The organism is Chitinophaga filiformis (genome assembly GCF_900102545.1).
Lineage (GTDB): Bacteria > Bacteroidota > Bacteroidia > Chitinophagales > Chitinophagaceae > Chitinophaga > Chitinophaga filiformis.
The window spans coordinates 306,126-324,163 of sequence record NZ_FNBN01000004.1 but is presented as its reverse complement, the minus strand read 5'-3'; the positions used below and the strand labels follow the sequence as shown (position 1 = coordinate 324,163).

General features: G+C 45.3%; 16 protein-coding genes. 6 read left to right on the top strand and 10 right to left on the bottom strand.

Translation table 11 applies throughout. The features are described 5' to 3' along the window. The first annotated feature begins 145 nt into the window (after nt 1–145). Nucleotides 146–508 carry a cupin domain-containing protein gene (locus BLR32_RS19140; protein ID WP_089834664.1) on the top strand — a complete coding sequence of 121 codons (363 nt, stop codon included), beginning with the start codon at nt 146–148 and terminating at the stop codon, nt 506–508. A 12-nt stretch (nt 509–520) separates the two neighbouring features. Here BLR32_RS19140 and BLR32_RS19135 read toward each other — a convergent pair whose 3' ends face one another. The 3 genes from BLR32_RS19135 to BLR32_RS19125 form a co-directional block, all read right to left on the bottom strand. Then, a complete protein-coding gene (locus BLR32_RS19135) occupies nt 521–1,303 on the bottom strand; it encodes a carboxypeptidase-like regulatory domain-containing protein (protein WP_089834452.1) in 783 nt (260 codons plus the stop codon). 29 nt (nt 1,304–1,332) lie between these two features. Continuing rightward, nucleotides 1,333–2,082 (bottom strand): carboxypeptidase-like regulatory domain-containing protein, encoded by a 750-nt coding sequence (locus tag BLR32_RS19130; RefSeq protein WP_089834451.1) that lies wholly within the window; start codon nt 2,080–2,082, stop codon nt 1,333–1,335. Nucleotides 2,083–2,211: 129 nt separating this feature from the next. Continuing rightward, the gene (locus BLR32_RS19125) at nt 2,212–3,339 is read right to left on the bottom strand and encodes an alpha/beta hydrolase (protein ID WP_089834663.1); all 1,128 of its coding nucleotides are present in this window, start codon (nt 3,337–3,339) and stop codon (nt 2,212–2,214) included. A 204-nt stretch (nt 3,340–3,543) separates the two neighbouring features. On the opposite strand from BLR32_RS19125, the gene BLR32_RS19120 reads away from it, so the two are divergent. Next, a complete protein-coding gene (locus tag BLR32_RS19120; RefSeq protein ID WP_089834450.1) occupies nt 3,544–3,912 on the top strand; it encodes a winged helix-turn-helix transcriptional regulator in 369 nt (122 codons plus the stop codon). A 76-nt stretch (nt 3,913–3,988) separates the two neighbouring features. Then, a complete protein-coding gene (locus BLR32_RS19115; RefSeq protein ID WP_089834449.1) occupies nt 3,989–5,806 on the top strand; it encodes a serine hydrolase in 1,818 nt (605 codons plus the stop codon). 58 nt (nt 5,807–5,864) lie between these two features. On the opposite strand, the gene BLR32_RS19110 is transcribed toward BLR32_RS19115, so the two are convergent. The 7 genes from BLR32_RS19110 to BLR32_RS19080 all read right to left on the bottom strand — a co-directional run bounded on the left by BLR32_RS19110 (nt 5,865) and on the right by BLR32_RS19080 (nt 14,569). Then, complete coding sequence (locus BLR32_RS19110; protein WP_089834448.1) at nt 5,865–6,527, bottom strand: YceI family protein; 663 nt, start codon at nt 6,525–6,527, stop codon at nt 5,865–5,867. A 15-nt stretch (nt 6,528–6,542) separates the two neighbouring features. Continuing rightward, on the bottom strand, nt 6,543–8,201 hold the full coding sequence (gene paaN / locus BLR32_RS19105) for a phenylacetic acid degradation protein PaaN (RefSeq protein ID WP_089834447.1): 1,659 nt from the start codon (nt 8,199–8,201) through the stop codon (nt 6,543–6,545). A gap of 39 nt (nt 8,202–8,240) precedes the next feature. Further along, nucleotides 8,241–9,320: a tetratricopeptide repeat protein gene (locus BLR32_RS19100; protein WP_089834446.1), complete on the bottom strand. Its 1,080-nt coding sequence runs from the start codon at nt 9,318–9,320 to the stop codon at nt 8,241–8,243. 950 nt (nt 9,321–10,270) lie between these two features. Further along, entirely contained in the window at nt 10,271–11,512 is a 1,242-nt protein-coding gene (locus BLR32_RS19095) for a DUF1015 domain-containing protein (protein WP_089834445.1), read from the bottom strand. A gap of 142 nt (nt 11,513–11,654) precedes the next feature. Continuing rightward, the gene (gene serC / locus BLR32_RS19090; protein WP_089834444.1) at nt 11,655–12,725 is read right to left on the bottom strand and encodes a 3-phosphoserine/phosphohydroxythreonine transaminase; all 1,071 of its coding nucleotides are present in this window, start codon (nt 12,723–12,725) and stop codon (nt 11,655–11,657) included. 185 nt (nt 12,726–12,910) lie between these two features. Continuing rightward, nucleotides 12,911–13,855 carry a zinc dependent phospholipase C family protein gene (locus BLR32_RS19085; protein ID WP_143011522.1) on the bottom strand — a complete coding sequence of 315 codons (945 nt, stop codon included), beginning with the start codon at nt 13,853–13,855 and terminating at the stop codon, nt 12,911–12,913. Between the two features lie 75 nt (nt 13,856–13,930). Next, entirely contained in the window at nt 13,931–14,569 is a 639-nt protein-coding gene (locus BLR32_RS19080; protein ID WP_089834443.1) for a DUF502 domain-containing protein, read from the bottom strand. 330 nt (nt 14,570–14,899) lie between these two features. Between BLR32_RS19080 and BLR32_RS19075 the strand changes: the two genes are divergently transcribed. From BLR32_RS19075 to BLR32_RS19065, 3 genes are read left to right on the top strand one after another with little or no spacing between them, the layout of a single operon-like run. After that, nucleotides 14,900–15,511, top strand: coding sequence for a TetR/AcrR family transcriptional regulator (locus BLR32_RS19075; protein WP_089834442.1), 612 nt, complete (start codon nt 14,900–14,902; stop codon nt 15,509–15,511). Nucleotides 15,512–15,524: 13 nt separating this feature from the next. After that, nucleotides 15,525–16,892, top strand: coding sequence for a TolC family protein (locus BLR32_RS19070; RefSeq protein WP_176842341.1), 1,368 nt, complete (start codon nt 15,525–15,527; stop codon nt 16,890–16,892). A 35-nt stretch (nt 16,893–16,927) separates the two neighbouring features. Beyond that, nucleotides 16,928–18,034, top strand: coding sequence for an efflux RND transporter periplasmic adaptor subunit (locus tag BLR32_RS19065; protein WP_089834440.1), 1,107 nt, complete (start codon nt 16,928–16,930; stop codon nt 18,032–18,034). The last annotated feature ends 4 nt before the right edge of the window (nt 18,035–18,038 follow it).

Here is an 18,038-nt window from a genome sequence, read left to right as displayed (position 1 = left end):
TTATGTGTTAATATGCGAGTCTGCTGATAGTCTTCCTGCCGGAGCGCAGTTTTGACAGTTGTAATAGCGAAAAGATACTCCCTATTTTTAGCAAAACTTTAGATTTAACAGTTCTATCTTGTGCCTGAAACAGGATACAAGGACCATGATCAGAGCATATAAACTATACACAGGCGAAGACGGACATTCTCATTTTACAGTTGGGACAGTAACACACCGGGACGTTAATGAAGTGGATTCTATCATGTTCAATGAAACAGCCCCGCGTTCTACCTATGACTGGCATCCTGCGCCGACCACTCAATATGTGATTACCTTATCGGGTACTTTGTTGTTTGAGACTTACCTGGGGGAACAGTTTACCCTGAGACCGGGGGATATCCTGATTGCCATGGATACCTATGGTACTGGTCATAAGTGGGAGCTGGTGGATGATGATCCATGGAGAAGGGTGTATGTGACTTTTAAGGAGGGAGTGGATTTTAATTTTGTGCCTGACGGGAAGTGAGTGATATCATAGTTACCAGAAACGAATTGCAGAGAATAGAGCATCAATGGAAAGTTGCCCCACTTTATATTTAAAGCGTTGCCAGGCGTTAGGTTTTGATGTTAACTCCTGGGCCTCTATAATTGTAACTGCTCCCATGAGCGCTGAGCGTTTTTGCGCATCTTTATCGATTTGCATTGGAAACTCTATATATCCTGTCTCATTTCTTGAAACAACAAATTCCTTTGTATGATAACCGAAAAGATGTATTTCCAGTGTAAGGGTTTCTTCTTTGTAGTTCCCGGGAATCTTTAGCTCGAACTTTCCTGAAGTGTCTGTAATGCTATATATATCTTGCCCCTTCAGCCTGATGGCTGCTCCATAAAGATTATATTTATCTGTACCATCTATATCTATTACAATGCCTTTTATATATGGTAAGGTATCGATCCGTTGAAGCGTTGCGTTTAATCTGTCAGGTACCAGCTGTATTTTCTCTGCCTTGCTTTTGCCCTGTACTGAGGGTATAGCGATCGTCAACGCTGCAACTATCGCAGCTATTGGAGCAAAGGGCTGCTTCCGTGTATTAGCAGGCATGCTGATTTCCCTGTTCAGTTGCTCGGTATCAAAACGGCCGCAAACATTTCCTTGTCTCGTCTTTAGATATGAAATAATCTGCTGATCACTCATGCCTGAAAAATCGGTTACTATCTTCTGGCAACTCTGACAGAACCTACCTTTGTCCGCAGGTGTCATGTTTTGCCATGACTCGTGGCAGGGTGTAGGGATGGATATCATGAAGGGTTGCTTATTCATATAAATCGCTTAAGTATTGTTTGCAATTATTAACTGAAAATTTCTTTCACTCTACCCCTGAGTTTCTCCCATAAGGAAAGTTCCTTTTTATCATCCGTAATGAAACGAATACCAAATTTACCCAGCATGGTCGTGTCTTCTGTGAGCTGTATACTAATTGGCCTGATAGCTTTCTTTAAATCAACTTTAACGGTCTTTATTTCATAACCGACAAATCTAATCTCAAGTATCATCACTTTTTTCTTAAAATCATCCGGGATACGTAGTTTGAATTGTCCGGATTGATCTGTCACTGTTCCAATATTCGTATCCTTTATTCTTACAGTTGCACTCGGTAGAGGTAAGTTATCACGACCTTCTTTTACTACACCTGAAATAAAGCTTGTTGAATCCTCTAACGAAACGTTACCTGTTGTTGGTTTATCTTCTTTATCTGTTGTCTGTTCTACTTTATTCGGAGCTGCTGCTGCTTGCACAGCAGGTATTGTAATGGTCAGTGCAGCAACAATAGCCGCAATAGATACAAAGGGCTTGCGACGCTTGTCTGGAACCGGGTCACTAATTACTCTGTTTAATTGACTGGCAGTAAAGCGTCCACATGCACTAGTCTGTTTATTCTTCAATAAGTCAATAAACTGTGAGTCACTCAATGTTGAGAAGTCGGTCACTGTTTTCTGACAACTCTGACAGAACCTGCCTTTATCCGCAGGTGTCATTTCATTCCATGATTGATGGCAGGGTTGGGGTATTGATAGAATAACTGATGTTTGTGTTTTCATAATAAATAGTTTTGATGGTAAAGGACAGTGTTCTACGCAGCTATAGGATGCATTAAACTATCAAATTGCATAAAAGCAATAAAAAAAAGTCCGGGATTTTACCTCCCGGACTTTCCAAATATCTGAACATTATCGCGTTACATTCTTTACAAACCGCTCCACCGCATAAGTAGACAGTTGCCCTCCGGGACCTTTCAGGTTATAGTCAAATCCATGGGTTGCCCAGGGGAGAGAAAGGAAATAATGTTTAACACCATTGTCTGTCAGTTTCTTATTAAGCCTGATACTGTGCTCATATGCAACCAGGGGATCATTTTCCCCATGTATAATGAGCGTAGGCATTGCATGCTTGTCTGCGAATTCTATTGGAGAACTGGAGGCATAATTGTCCGGAACAGTGCTGTAAGTACCGCCCAGGTAATTCTCCAGTACTTTACGGGAATCCATCACCAGGGGATTGGCAGGTGCTGAATATCCCCACACCATATCGGCCGGACCATAGAAATCTACTACGCCTTTCAGGCCAGGTACTTTTTGACGGTACGCTGCCAGTAATGCAATCTGTGCTCCGGCAGAGCGGCCGAGCAGCACAAAGTTGCTGGTATCGATCTGAAGGATGGCTGCAAGCTGGCGGAGGTAATCCATGGCGGCATATACATCTTCTATCGGTGTGGGACAACGATAGGTAGGCGCCAGCCTGTAATTGACAGAAGCTACATGATAGCCAGCCTGCGCCAGGTAATTATTTAGTTCAGGTAATTGTTTGCTATCGCCACTGGTCCAGGAGCCGCCATGTATCACCACTACACATGGCCGCAGGCCTGGCTGCTGTGCCGGATAAAAATCGAGGGTGGAAGAAGGGAGGGTGTCCGCCCGGTAATTGAGGGTCTTTGAAACAACTGGCTGCTGGGGATAATCCGTCAGCATGGTAACGAGGCTGAATGGCTGTATGTCATTGCTATGATCCTTTTCTCCCAGGGCGGTATCCATTGCTGCGGGTAGTTCACTTGCCACGATATAGGCCCTGAAAATGGGGGAAAGCAGTATAAAAAGGGTAATTATTCCCAGCAGGGTGCCTGCCAGGCGATATCTCCGGGAAATGAATCCAGCTACCAGCAATACAAAGGTGATCGTGATAAATACCCACGCAAATTCTGCCACACCGATTGCCAGCATCCATAAGTGATAAGTGGGTGCTCTGAAGATGGCTAAAAGGGATACCAGGAATGCTATCAAAATTAATGTCAAACGGATCATATTGAATTTTTTCTGAACAGATAATGTCAGCCTGCCATTCCTTCCGGAAAAACGGTAGCAGCGTGGCTTTATTGTCAGGTATGTTCTCTGCCGTAAAGATACGAATGAAGCGTTTTCCAGCCGTCTTTCCATCCATCCTAAACCGCTTTGACTTCTAAAACAATCGCAGTAAATTGAGGGAATCGTATAAAAAAATGTGTGAATATGGCTGAAAGAAAAACGAATTCATCAAACTTCCAGAACCAATGTTATCTGGAAAGTAAATGTCCGCTGAATGAGCTGCTGTTCACAATGAGCAGGCGGTGGACAACAGATGTCCTCTTTTGCATAGAGGAAGGTAATAACCGTTTTTCCGGTATCCGTGAAGAGCTGGCCTATATTACCGATCATATCTTGTCGGACAGGCTGAAAACGCTTGAAAAAAGCGGACTGATTACACGCCAGCAGTTCCCGGGAATGCCCCCCAAAGTGACCTACGCACTGACCGAACATGGTGTAGAACTATGTAATCTGTTAGGTAAACTATGTGATTTTTCGCATCTGATTTATGATGACAAGGCTCTCTCCGCCTGAGTAACTAACTTCCACGTTATGAAGAACTCCGGATTTAAGTAATCTTTCGTTATTTTAGGCTTACTAAACAACCACAATGAAAAAAGTTAGCCTGTATCTAAGCCTCATGCTGGCCTCCCTTTGCGCCGGCGCACAATCTACTGATAAGCAACAGCAACAACGTTTTGCCGGTATAGATAAGATAGTGGACAAGGTATTGCAGGACTGGCATGCTGCCGGCGTGGCTATTGCTGTTGTTGAGAAAGATAAGATCATCTATTCCAAAGGTTTCGGTTACCGGGATTATGAGAAAAAGCTGCCTGTTACGCCCAATACTGTTTTTGCCATCGGCTCCTGTACCAAGGCCTTTACTTCCGGCCTGCTTGGTATATTAAGGCAGGAAGGTAAGCTGGATTTCGAAACTCCGGTACGCCAGTATCTCCCGGAACTGGTATTTAACAATGATGATCTGAACGCTCATGTTACCCTGCGCGATATGATGAGCCATCGTACAGGATTGTCCCGCTATGACCTGTCCTGGTACTTCTTCCGTCCCAGCTCCCGGGATTCCCTCTTGTACCGCATCCGGTATATGGTGCCTAATGAGCCATTACGATACAAATGGCAGTATAACAATTTGATGTTCATGGCACAGGGAATAGTGGCTGAAAAACTGACCGGCAAAAGCTGGGAGGAAAATATCAAAACACGTTTCTTTGATAGTCTTGGTATGCATCACAGTTCTACCTCACTGGAAGGTTTTAAAGTGGAAGATGCCGCCCTGGGATATGAGGTTGTAAAAGACAGCGTGATTAGAAAAACGCCCTATAAGAATATCACTGCTATAGGTCCTGCCGGCAGTATCAACAGCAGTGTGAATGACATGGCGCAATGGGTGATTGCCTGGATTAATGGTGGTAAATTTAACGGGAAACAGGTACTGCCTGCGGCTTATGTAACAGAAGCTTCCAGTACACAAATGCCCATTGGCGGTGGCAGGCCCGGTAAAGAGATGCCTGATATATACGGAGGTAGTTACGGCCTGGGATGGATGTTGTCTACTTATCGCGGGCATTATCAGGTGGAACATGGCGGTAATATAGATGGATTCTCGGCCAGTACCTGCTTTTATCCATCTGACAGCATCGGTATTATTATCCTGAGCAATCAAAGCGGTTCCCCGGTACCAAACCTTCTCCGGAATATATTTTCAGACAGGTTGTTGGGCGTGAAATATTATGCCTGGAATGATACTGCAATGAAGAAGCTGAATGAGATGAAAGCCAAAGCTAAGGACGATAAAGAGAAAGATACCGCCGCCGTAGCGAAGATAAAAGGTGCAGATGTGATCCGCAATCTGAGTGATTATACCGGCAACTATGCCAGTAACGCTTTTGGTAAGTTTGAAGTGATCCTGCAGAACGATTCATTATTCGTATTACTGCCGGATAGTAAGGAGTATCTTAAACACGTATGCTACGATGTTTTTCAGACATATACTGTAAATAAAGAAACGGGTATTGATAGTACAGAGGGTGGCACAAAGGTTAAATTCAATACAGATATCAACGGTGATATTACCAGTGCAGAAGCAGACCTCAACGTAAAAGATCCCGTGATATTCTCCCGGACCGCAAAGCCAATTCCGCTTGCCAAAGCAACATTGCAGAAGTACATCGGTGTATATTTATTCGGTGGTATGGAAGCAACTGTTCATCTGAAAGGAGACGATCAGCTGATGCTTGATGTGCCGGGACAAACAGACTATACATTGGTGCCGGTGGAAAAAGATAAATTCAACCTGAAAGATGTGAAAGGCTTTACGATTGAATTCAATATAAATGAGAAAGGAGAGGTAACGGGACTGACGTCCGTTCAGCCCAACGGAAGGTTCAAAGCAGATAAGAAGAAATGATATAAAATAGCAATGCCGCGAAGAGCTTCGCGGCATTGCTATTTTATATCATTTCTTCTTATCTCTTCGCTTTCAACCTGAACTCAATGTTCACAGCAGAATTGATCAGTTTATCCTGCATGGACTTATCGGCCCGGTAGGTCATTCCCCAGAGGGTCCTGTCAATATTGAAATTGGCCAGGGCTGTTATCTCACCCTTTTCAAATCGGATGATAGCAGGGAAGGAGATATTTTTAGTGATATTCTTGATTGTCAGGTTACCCTGTATCGTATAATTTGCGTTTTTCATTAATACTTCATTCCCTACAGAAGGCGAAAAATCAGACACACTGGTGATCTCGAAGGTGGCTACCGGGAAATTGGCCACATCGAAAAACAGCGGACCTTTCAACTCATTTTCCAGTTTACGTTGCAGGATGGTATCTGTTTTAGACAGGTCCATATTTTGGAGGGAATTCATTTTTATAATGATATTTCCACCGGTAATAAGGGTGTCTTTTACAAACAGCTTTCCTTCCTGGATCTTGAAAATGCCAATATGTTTACCGGTAGGTTTGGTGCCAATCCACTGTATCTCACTGTTAACGGTATCTACCAGGTAAGGGCTTCCTTCGCTCTCTTTAACCGGATGAGCTTCTGTAATAGTTGCTTTATCAGCTTTGGGCGCCTGTTCGCAGGCAGCCACAAAAATGATCAGCATGATAGAAAGTATATATTTCATAAACAAATTATTCGATCAGCTACCGGCCACTTCCCGGTTCCCTACCCATACAAATCTTCTCAGTATGAATTCCGGATTGGTGAAGCTCGCATTTCCCGCGGGATTACCTCCTGTCACATGAAAATCAGAAAATGCCGCATGTTGGTTTACCCAGATGAATCCGGTAAAGTTAAAGGATACCGGTGTAAATACGTTATTCATCTCCTCAGTTATCTTTTCTTTAACCTCAGGGCTGGTGGTATAGGCAGCGCAGGTAATGGCTCCATGCTGCTGCGCCATTTGCCGGGCCAGCTGTATAGATTCATTGGTATCTTTCGTTTTTATCAGCAATAAAACCGGGCCAAATAATTCCTGTTCGAAGATATGCCTGTCTTCACTGTTTACTTCCAGTATTGCAGGTGTACAACCACGTGCACGGGTAAACTCTTCATTTACCAGTGGTTGTCCTTCGAGGATCACTTTTGCACCCAGTTTACCGGCATTATGAGCCCTTTCCAGCGTGTTTTCGTTCTGTAAGGCACCGAGAGTGCCTGCTCCCATTTTAGGGTTGTTTACGAGGCTTACAACAGCATCCCTGAATTTCTGTACTACTTCATCAAAGGAAAGTTTTCCTCCTGCCGTGTTAATACCCTGTGCGGGGATGAAAAAGTTCTGCGGAGCGGTACACATTTGCCCCGAATAGAGGGATACGGAGAATGCCAGGTTCTGCATTACAGCATCAACATCCGCCACACTGTCCAGTATCACGGAGTTCACCCCTGCCTTTTCTGTGAAAACGGTCTTGTGAGACAGGGATTCCACATAATTTCCGAACTGGCTGCCGCCGGTGTAGTCTATCAGCTGGATGCCGGGGTGTTCACACAGCGTCTTTGTGATAGGGGCTGCAGAAGTATCTGCTGCCAGCTGGCAGAGATTGGGACTAAAGCCCTTTTCCTGCAACACCTGCTGGATAGCGCTTACCACTATCGCAATCGGCAATATGGCTTTAGGATGAGGTTTTACGATCACGGGATTGCCGGTTACCAGGTCGGCATAAATACCCGGCAGTGAATTCCACACCGGGAAGGTGGAACAGCCGATCACCAGTCCTACGCCTTTGGGAATAGCCCGGAAATTCTTTTTCAGTTGCAGGGAGGTCTTGCCCATCGGTTTTTCCCACATCAGGGAAGCGGGATAACGGTTGCCTTCATGATATCCCATAGCGATCGCTTCCAGTGCCCTGTCGTTGGCATGCGGGCCGGATGCCTGGAAACTCATCATGAAACTCTGACCGGTGGTATGCATAGTGGCATAAGCGATGTCAAAGAAGCGTTCCTTGATACTTTCGAGGGTTTCTACCAGGATATCAGCACGTACGTCCACCTGCGTATTACGCCATTGCGGAGCGGCAGTTATTGCCCTGGTCACCAGCTCGTCTGCAGTGAATAGGGGATAGGTGATGCCCAGGGATTCCTGGGTAAAGGGAGATACTTCTTCTCCTGCCCAGGTAGATTCTCCTGTTTGTAGCAATTGCCTGTAAGGTTGCTGCAGCAGATCCTTATAGCGGGCTTCGCCCTGTTCTGCTGCATTTTCACCATAGGCTTTGGGGTGTTCCGGGTACTGAGAATAGAATGCCCGTTCATGATTCGCCTTTACGGCGCTTTCAATTGTGTTTTGGTGCTTGATGTTAAACATATGTGGAATTTGTGGATTGATTAACCTGCTAACGGCCCATCACCTTGCCAATGAAAACTTGTTGTCATTGTAATATTCGTCCGGTCTTAGCTTCAATGGGTGATTACGTTGATATTGCAGAAAGGTATCATATTCTGCTTTATGCATGGTGGTCCAGGCTCTGTAAGCCGGTTGATTGGCTACCGGGCCGAAGATCCACTGATTATAAGCTTCAAACATACCCTGTTTCAACAGGCTGCGTTGAAAATCGAACAGTGCGTATGGAAACTTTATGCCGGCAAAGTTGTACCAGTCCAGCAGAAAGCGGGTACGCAACATGATCAGCGTTTCCGGATCTATACCTGACATTACAACGCTGGCCTGTTTACCCATAGAGGCCTTATAAGAGTTCAGGAAATCAATGCCTGATTTCTTCCTGCCTTTCTGATCGTTTTCGTCTTCTATTGCCTTCGACAGCAGGGTAGGATCGTTGTACAGCGATTTGTAGGCATCCAGCAGAAGTGTCCTGACTTCTGCCGTACGGGCAGTGTAACTTTCCAGGTTCACAAATATTTCCCCGTAAATGATCACCCACACCGGATTGTTCATGTAATTATAAGCCTTGATGGCATTGTAATAGTTACCAGAGAAATTAGGGGCTTTTTCAATGCCCTTCAGGTAACTGCCCATACCTCCTTCAAATACTTTCAGGAACATGAGCAACTGTCCGTTATCGTTATATAGTTCCCCGCTTTCCGGGAATTTACGTAGTGCTTTTTCATACAGCTTCTGGGCTGTTTTCCATTCCTGCCTGGATTGATAAATATTCCCGGCTATCTGGAAGGTCTGTTCGTCGGCTTCTTTCTTGTTCAGCAAGGGCTCTATTACATTCTTCGCCTTGTTCATATCTCCCTGGAGATAGTAGGCAAAGCCGAGTTGTTTTTTGAACTCAATGTTGTCAGGCTCCAGCTGTAATGCCTGGTTTAATACCAGGATAGCATTAGAGTAGTCGCCATCGCGTATAAATCCTGTTGCTGTACTATACAATTCCTGCGCATCCTGGGCAGATGCAGTTATTACAGATGAAAATAATATGGCTGTAAACAAGCCCATTTTCAATAAAGATGCCCTCATATTCATGCCTGTCAGACGTTTGCTGTAAAAGTAAAGAAAAAATGTGCCAAACGTTCAGAAGGGGAGGGGAGAATGCTTTGTTTCTTCTCTGCGTCTTCTCTGCTTATTCTCTGCTTGCTCTCTCATTGTTCTCTCAGGCAGGGCTGGCTTCTTTTTATACCAGGTTAACACCGGTGCTTCTTCGACGCTAGTTCGACGCTTCTTCGACGCTAGTTCGAACACTGTTCGAGTGGGGGTATTATGTTAAAATAACATCAGGATGCGTTGGCCCGGGGGACCGGTCATTGGGGTTGAAATGGGGGTATAAACAACATTTCCCCGGGGGATCTATTCCGTCACCCCGGGGCGGGAAACCCGTTCCATCATCCCCGAGGTTGAAAACCCCGTTCCGTTATTTCGGGGGATGAAAATCATTCCATCATTCCCCGGGGGGTGAAAACCCATTCCGGTTTCCCCGGGGTTGAAAATCATTCCATCATTCCCGGGGTTGAAAACCCATTCCGGTTTCCCCGGGGATGAAAATCATCCATCATTCCCGGGGTTGAAACCCATTCCGGTTTCCCCGGGGTTGAAAATCATTCCATCATTCCCCGGGGTTGAAAACCCATTCCGGTTTCCCCGGGGTTGAAAATCATTCCATCATTCCCGGGGTCGAAAACCCATTCCGGTTTCCCCGGGGTTGAAAACCCCGGGCTACAAACAATGGGACTCCTGCCGGAGTCCTATTATGTTTTGTTAATTACGTTTGCTGTAGACATTGATGCCTTTAGTATGCTTCTGACATGCCTTTGATATGCCTTTGAGGTGGACCTGTGACAATTCAGGCCCGGATCAGCCAGAGGTTCGGTAGAGGTTTAGCAGAGGTTCGGTGGAGGTTATGATAGGGTACAAAACAGGAACGCCTGCAAGGAAGATGGACACTTCCCGGCAGGCGTTATAACGTATAGTAAAGAAACTTAAATCATCTGGGAAATAAGCCCATCGCGCAGTTTCGGTTCGAACCAGGTGCTTTTCGGAGGCATTACGTTGCCACTGTCAGCAATGTCGAACAACTGCTGGATAGTAACCGGATAAAGGGCAAAAGCGACCTTCATTTCGCCGCTATCTACTCTTTTCACCAGCTCCTGTAGTCCGCGGATGCCGCCTACGAAGTCGATACGCTTGTCAGTACGCTGGTCTTTTATACCCAGGATCTTGTCGAGGACATTATTGGAAAGGATGGTCACATCCAGGATACCGATAGGATCTGTCGTGTAGGTACCTTCTTTGGCTACCAGGCGATACCAGGTGCCTTCCAGGTACATGCTGAATTCATGCAGCATAGTAGGCTGTTGTGGCAGGTGACCGATAGATTCTACGGTGAAGTCATATTCCAGGCGGGAAAGCAGCGCTTCTTTGGACAGGCCGTTGAGGTCTTTTACCAGCCTGTTATAATCCAGGATCACCAGCTGACTGGCAGGGAAGATAGTGGTCAGGAAGTAATTGGCAGGATCATCCATAGAGATTTGCTGCTTTTCTTCAAATTCTTTCTGTACCAGGGATGCAGACGCTGCACGGTGATGCCCGTCGGCAATATAAGTGTGAGGTACTTTGGAAGCAAAGAGAGAGGTGATCTCATTTACAGCGGCAGGGTCGTTTACTACCCAAACAGTGTGCTGAATACCGTCTGCAGCTGTGAAGTCGTACGCTGGTGCATGAGCATGTATCCAGTGGTCTATGAGGGAGTTCACTTCAGGAACATCGTTATAGGCCAGGAATACATTTCCTGTCTGTGCACGGGTTGTCTTAATATTGTTGATACGGTCCAGTTCTTTGTCAGGACGCGTAAATTCATGCTTTTTAATAATGCCCATGTTATAATCAGACACGGAAGATGCGCATACCAGTCCTGTCTGCGTACGGCCATGCATGATAAGGCGGTAGATATAATAGCAGGGAGCATCATCCTGGAACAGGGTACCCTCTTTAATAAATTTCTGCAGGTTCTCTGCGGCTTTATCATATACAGCCTGACTGTATACATCGGTACCTTCCGGAAGGTCAATTTCCGATTTGGAAACGTGGTAAAACGAGTACTGGTTACCGGCAGCTTCTGCCTTGGCCTCGGCTGCGCTAAGCACATCGTAAGGGCGTGCAGCTACTTTGTCTGCGAGTTCCGGAGTAGGTCTTAGTCCTCTGAACGGTCTGATGATTGCCATGATATTAAATTGTTAGGCCGCAAAAGTAACTAATTAATTTTTCCCGTCTAAGTACTTGTCTGCGTTTAGCTTGGAGAAAAAGCGAAGGGTCCTGTTCAGCACAGGACCCTTCGTTTATATGATATTATTATCGACTAAATTACTATGCCTTTTTCAGGCTGAAGTACTTCATGGCTTCCACCAGTACTTCCACACTTTCATAAGGCAGTGCATTATAGAGAGAGGCGCGGAATCCACCTACGAGGCGGTGTCCTTTGATGCCTACGATATCTTCTTTCTTGCAGAATTTCAGGAACTCATCCTCCAGTTCAGGTTTATCCATGATGAACGATACGTTCATACGGCTCCTGTCTTCTTTCTGTACAGTACCGCGGAACAGTGGGTTCTGATCGATCTCACTGTAGAGCAATGCTGCTTTCTTTTCGTTCTGCTTCTCCATTGCAGCAGCGCCACCCTGGTCTTTCAGCCAGCGGAGAGTGAGCATGGAGATATAGATGGCAAATACCGGAGGGGTGTTTAACATTGAACCGTTCTCAATATGGTTGCGGTAATCCAGAATGGTAGGAATCTTACGGGTAACCTTACCTAATATGCTTTTACGAACAGCAACGAGCGTGGTACCGGCAGCACCCATGTTCTTCTGCGCACCTGCATAGATGAGCGCGAACTTATTAAAATCCATGGGACGGCTCAGGATATCACTACTCATATCCGCTATGAGAGGAACAGTTGTTTCCGGGATCTTGTGCCATTGCGTACCATAAATGGTGTTGTTGGTCGTAATGTGCAGATACGAAGATTTCGGGGAAATATTAAACTGTTTGGGGATGTGATTATAACTGCTGTCTTTGGAACTGGCAGCTATATCCACGAAGCCATATAGTTTGGCTTCTTTGATCGCCTTATTGCTCCATACGCCGGTATCGATGTAAGAAGCTGTGCTGTCATTTTCAAGGAGGTTCATGGGTATCTGCATGAACTGCGTACTCGCACCTCCGTGAAGATAAAGCACCTCGAAGTCGTCATCGAGTTGCATCAGCTCTTTTACAAGTGCTCTAGCCTCATCCAGTACAGCCTGAAACAGCGGTGTTCTATGCCCTATTTCTAAAATTGACATCCCTGAACCTTCAAAGTCAATCAAAGCTTTACTGGCCTTGTACAGCACTTCATTCGGCAATATGGAAGGCCCTGCGTTAAAATTGTGCACCTTCATAGGTCGTTCTAAGTTAAATAAATTGTTAGCTTGTTCCACTTTGTTTGGTTTTGTCAGAGGAATGGAAAAAAAAGTATGGCATTTCACTTATGATGCTGAACGCGTGTAGGATAAGGCTAAAAAGATAGTACTAACAAAGATAATTTATATTTTTTTAAAATCGAAATTAATTGAGGATAGGTTTTTTAATCCTCTTGTCTTCCAATCATGTCTTTTAGCGGTTGGCTAATAGGCTCATCGGCTACTTTGTAGTGCTGAAGCTTATCTAAGGCTGGCATACCTGCGTTAACCCAGGCGGTGTACCAATAACTGGCTGTAGTATTAATTGCGAGCCTCATACGACGTTCCACCATGTCCCCTAACAAAAAATGATAGCTCCTGACATAAGCTGTTGCGTAATTTCTGACCAGTTTTCCATTGCGCTTCTCGTACGCAAATTTCCTGCCGGATGTATACCTGCTGCTCAACAGTCTTTCCAGCGTCAGCACTGTATCAGCTGCCATGGCGCTTTCAAGCACAATTTGCCAGGTGTTGGCGCTGATGTCTTTTACATAATGCGCCTTGCCCGTCCAGTACCGGAATGTTCTATCTGCCATCAATTCGGGGATCCTGGATTCCCACAAACCGTGGATACCCTGTTGCCCCGTCAGCTGCCCGTTATGATTGGAGCAGGCATGCAAGGGTACATGCGCATCGCCTATATAATGTCCTATGTCGGCGCTGAGCTTAACGATCCTGTCAGCATCACCATCACGGAAAGCCTTTGTCAGCCTGAACATCATCTGTTCAATATACCAGGGCAGGATGCCATACCTGTTCAGGGTATCCGCGGTGAAACGTAGTACTGCCTCCTGCCAGGAGCGGGGCAGTTCCGGGAAAGGAGGCTGTCCGTAATGGTCAATGTCTATATAATGCCGCGGGCCCTCTTCCGGGATGATATATCTCCTTTTATCTGCATCAGTGGCGTGTGTGGCCAGGTATTCCAGGTTGGGCTTGTAGAATACCAGCATATCCGGGGGTAATGTAAATACCGCCAGCCGGTTAATACGCTGATGTGCAAAGAAACCCCAGCCATGAGCGGGTAAGGAAAGGATAGTCAACAGACTGATTGTCCAGCAGATTTGGTGCATGATTGTTTTGAATATTTGGGTAACAAAAAACGGAGCCTGTTGGCTCCGTTATAATATTAGATAAAAATGTTGATATTAAGCGTGTGCTTCCTTTTTCCCATGTACATCTATATTCGTCACACCGCCACTCACAGCAAACTTCATGGCCTCGCCTGCTGAAATGTTTGTCAGCGGCTTTACCTTGCTGACAGGCACCATAAATACCTTTCCTGTGATAGCATAGGCATGAGGAACATATACGGCGGTATATCCTTCCAGGCCCAGGCTGGATACATCTGCCTGAGTGATGAAGCCCATTTCCCATACATCCACACCATAGATCTGTACCAACACAGGATGGTCGAATTTCTTTTTCTCGCCTACAAAGGCATCAAAAACATCCTTGACAGAGGTGTATATATATTTAATAAAGGGTGTTCTTTCCAGCAGGTGATCAAATAATGCAAAGATGCGGCTGACAATAAAAGACGAACTCAGATAACCTACCGCTACCACCAGTACCAATACCAGCACAAATCCTACCCCTTTGTAACGAAGGTATTTCAGGGGTGTTTCTAAAGGTACAATATCCCTTGGAATGATATTATCGATAGTGATGAAAACCCAGTACAGTGTCAGCACGGTAACGCCAATGGGGGCCAGTATCAGTAAGCCCTGGAAGAAATACCGTAACAGGCGGGCCGCCAGAAGCTTAAGACGTTTTTTAGGAGACATATGGTTTAAATGCAAATACGTGAATACTCCTGGAACCCCCAGGAAATTGAATATCTGACGGCGTCAAAGTTACATCGTTTATTTTATCCCTGAGAGTTGATCTGTATAAACTTGTAGGACAATATATTATCATAGGGAGGGCTCCTACAGGATAACTATATTAAAAATAATTACGCTGGAAACTTTTGCGGTTTAAAAAGTTTCCATAGTTTTGTCTCAGCATCGCAAATCAGTTGGAGAACCACCGGAAACTATGAAGCCAGGAGGAAGTAAATAGCCACCATTTATAAGGACTTAAGAAAAAACCAAGAACGCACATACAATCACAAAATGGAAATACAGGAACGTATTCTGGATACTGCATTCAGTCTGTTCTGTCAATTCGGAACACGCTCAATCACCATGGATGATATTGCCCAGCGCATGGGTGTGTCAAAAAAGACCCTGTATGCACATTTTGCCGATAAAGACGAACTGGTAGTACACGCCATCAGCCGTTACCTCAACAGGATAGATAAAGAGTGTTATGAGAACCAGGAGAAGGCCTCAAACGCAATTGACGAACTGTTCCTTGTGATGAAAATGATGGACCAGAGCTTCCGTAACATGAACCCGATTATCCTGTTTGATCTTCAAAAGTTTCATACCAAGGCTTACCAGGTGTTCCAGGAATATATGAACACCAATATGCAGAAAACTGTAAGGCTTAATCTTGAAAGAGGAGTGCGTGAAGGATTGTATCGCTCAGACTTCGACATTGGAATTATGACACAATACCGCATGGCTACTTCTTTGTTATGTTTTCAGCCAGACGCATTTCCTTATGGGAAATACGATATGAGCAAAGTGCAGTGCATTGTGCTGGAACATTTCCTGTATGGCCTGGTATCTCCTGAAGGCTATAAACGAGTAGAAGAGAACAAACTACAACTACAGAAATAAACCAATGACCTTTATGCAACTTGAAAAAAAGCACGTGGGTTTGACCGGACTCCTACTGCTGATGATCTTTCACTATGGGATAGCCCAGCAGCAGGCAAAACCCCCTCTGCAGGAAAATGTCCCACTGTCTGTAAAACAGGCAGTCGACTACGCGCTGGCCAATCAGGCTACTGTGCGTACCGCCAAACTGGATGAACTCATCCAGCTGGCCAAGAACAAAGAAGTAAGTGGCCTGGCCCTTCCTAACCTGGCTGGTTCAGGAACTTTCCAGCATAACCCTATTGTACAGAAACAACTGATCGATGCATCCAACTTCAGTGACACTGTGCCCAAAGGTACACTGGTGCCTTTCTCATTCGGACTGAAGTTCAATGTGATCGGTGAAATAACACTGAAACAGGTGTTGTTCGATCCAAGTGTACTGGTAGCCCTGCAGGCCCGCCAGACACTGGAACAGCTGGCTGCCAAAAGTGTACAGAAATCTGAGATCGATGTAAAGGTGAATGTGTATAAGGCGTATTATAATGTGCTTTCTGCACGCCGTGCCCTGGAGATCCTTACCAACAACATCTCTAACCTGGAAAAACTGCTGGGTGAAACCAAAGAGATCTATAAGAATGGTCTTGCTGAAAAACTGGATGTAGACAGGCTGGTAGTACAACTTACCAACCTCCGTACAGAAGAAACAAAGCTCCGCAATGTAACAGAAGTAGGTATTGCTGCGTTGAAATATCAGATGGGGATGCCTATTCAGCAGCCTATCACGCTCACAGATACGCTGACAACCGCAGAAATTAAAACGGCCGTTGCAGTGGAGCATTTTGACTATTCACAGCGTATCGAATACCAGCTACTGCAGGCGCAACGGAAAGCATATGAATATGATCTGAAACGCTATAAGATGCAGATACTGCCTACGCTATCACTGTTCAGTACAGCCGGTGTGAGTCGTGCGAGTGATGTGTTCAACTATTTCGACCGTCAGACCTGGTATGGATATGTAGGATATGGCGCTAACCTGTCATTCACTATTTTCAGTGGTTTCCAGCGTAAGCGTAAAGAAGATCAGGCCTTCCTGGCGGTAAAGAAAGCGGAGATCAGCCTCGAGAATACCAAGCTGGGTATTGATATGGAGCAGGCGCAATCCACTTCCAACCTCAGGAACAATATCCTGACACTGGAAGCACAGGAAAGCAATATGCAACTGGCACAAGAGGTGTACAATACTACGCAGATCAAATATCGTGAAGGGGTTGGATCCAGTCTGGAAATGAGCACTGCAGAAAATGAACTGCTCACTGCCCAGAACAATTATTTCAATGCATTGTACAATGCTGCGATCTCGAAAGTGGATTACCTCAAAGCGTACGGAAAACTGTAAGCGAATACTACAACTAACTATTAACTCTTTATTATATGTCCAAGATATATCGTCCCGCTCTGTTGATCATCACTCTTATGGTTGCCTGTGGCGAGCCTACGCCTGAGGCCAAACTGGCGGAACTGAAAAAAAAGGAAGCTGATCTGAAACAACAGATTGCTACACTGGAGAAGAGCGTGAAGAAAGTAGATACTACTGAACAGAAAAAGAAATCAGTGGTAGTAATTCCGGTGGAAGATACCGTATTTGAACACTATATAGATGTACAGGGAAGTATTGATGCAAGAGAGAATGTGAACGTGTCTTCCAAAGTGCCTGGCATCATTACTGCCATACATGTAAAAGAAGGCCAGTCCGTAAGCAAAGGACAGGCACTGGCACAGGTAGACGATCAGATACTGAGAGCCAATATGGCCGAGCTGCGTACGCAGCTGGACCTGGCCAACACTATGTTCCAGAAGCAACAGAACCTCTGGAATCAGAAGATTGGCTCTGAAGTACAGTACCTGAATGCAAAAAATCAGAAAGAATCACTTGAAAGAAGAATCGCTACCCTGCAGGATCAGATGGGACAGGCAAGGATTATATCTCCTATCAATGGTACTGTAGATGCGGTGATCATTAAGCTGGGTGACAATGCTGCTCCGGGTAGCCCTGCCTTCCGGGTGGTAAACGGCAGTAACCTGCGTGTAGTGGCAAATGTTGCAGAAGGCTACGCCAGCAAAGTGAAAACCGGCGATCAGGTGATATTGGATTTCCCTGATATTAATAAACAGATCCGTACAAGAATAGGCTTTGCTTCAAAAGTAATTGATCCGGTAAGCCGTACCATCAAAGTGGAAATACCTTTACAGAATGATCCTGCACTGCGCCCGAATATGATTGCACGTCTGAAGATAGTAGATTATGTAGCACCAAAGGCGGTAGTAATACCTGTGAACATTATCCAGTATTCCCTGGGTAAACCTTACGTGATCCTGGCCCAGAACCAGGGCGGTAAATTAATCGCCAAGAGAAGAGAGATCGAAATGGGACGTACTTATAATGATAAGGCTGAAATCAAGGACGGACTGCAGGCTGGTGAACAGATAGTGACTATCGGTTACCAGGGATTGAATGATAATGACCTTATCCAGCTTTAATACT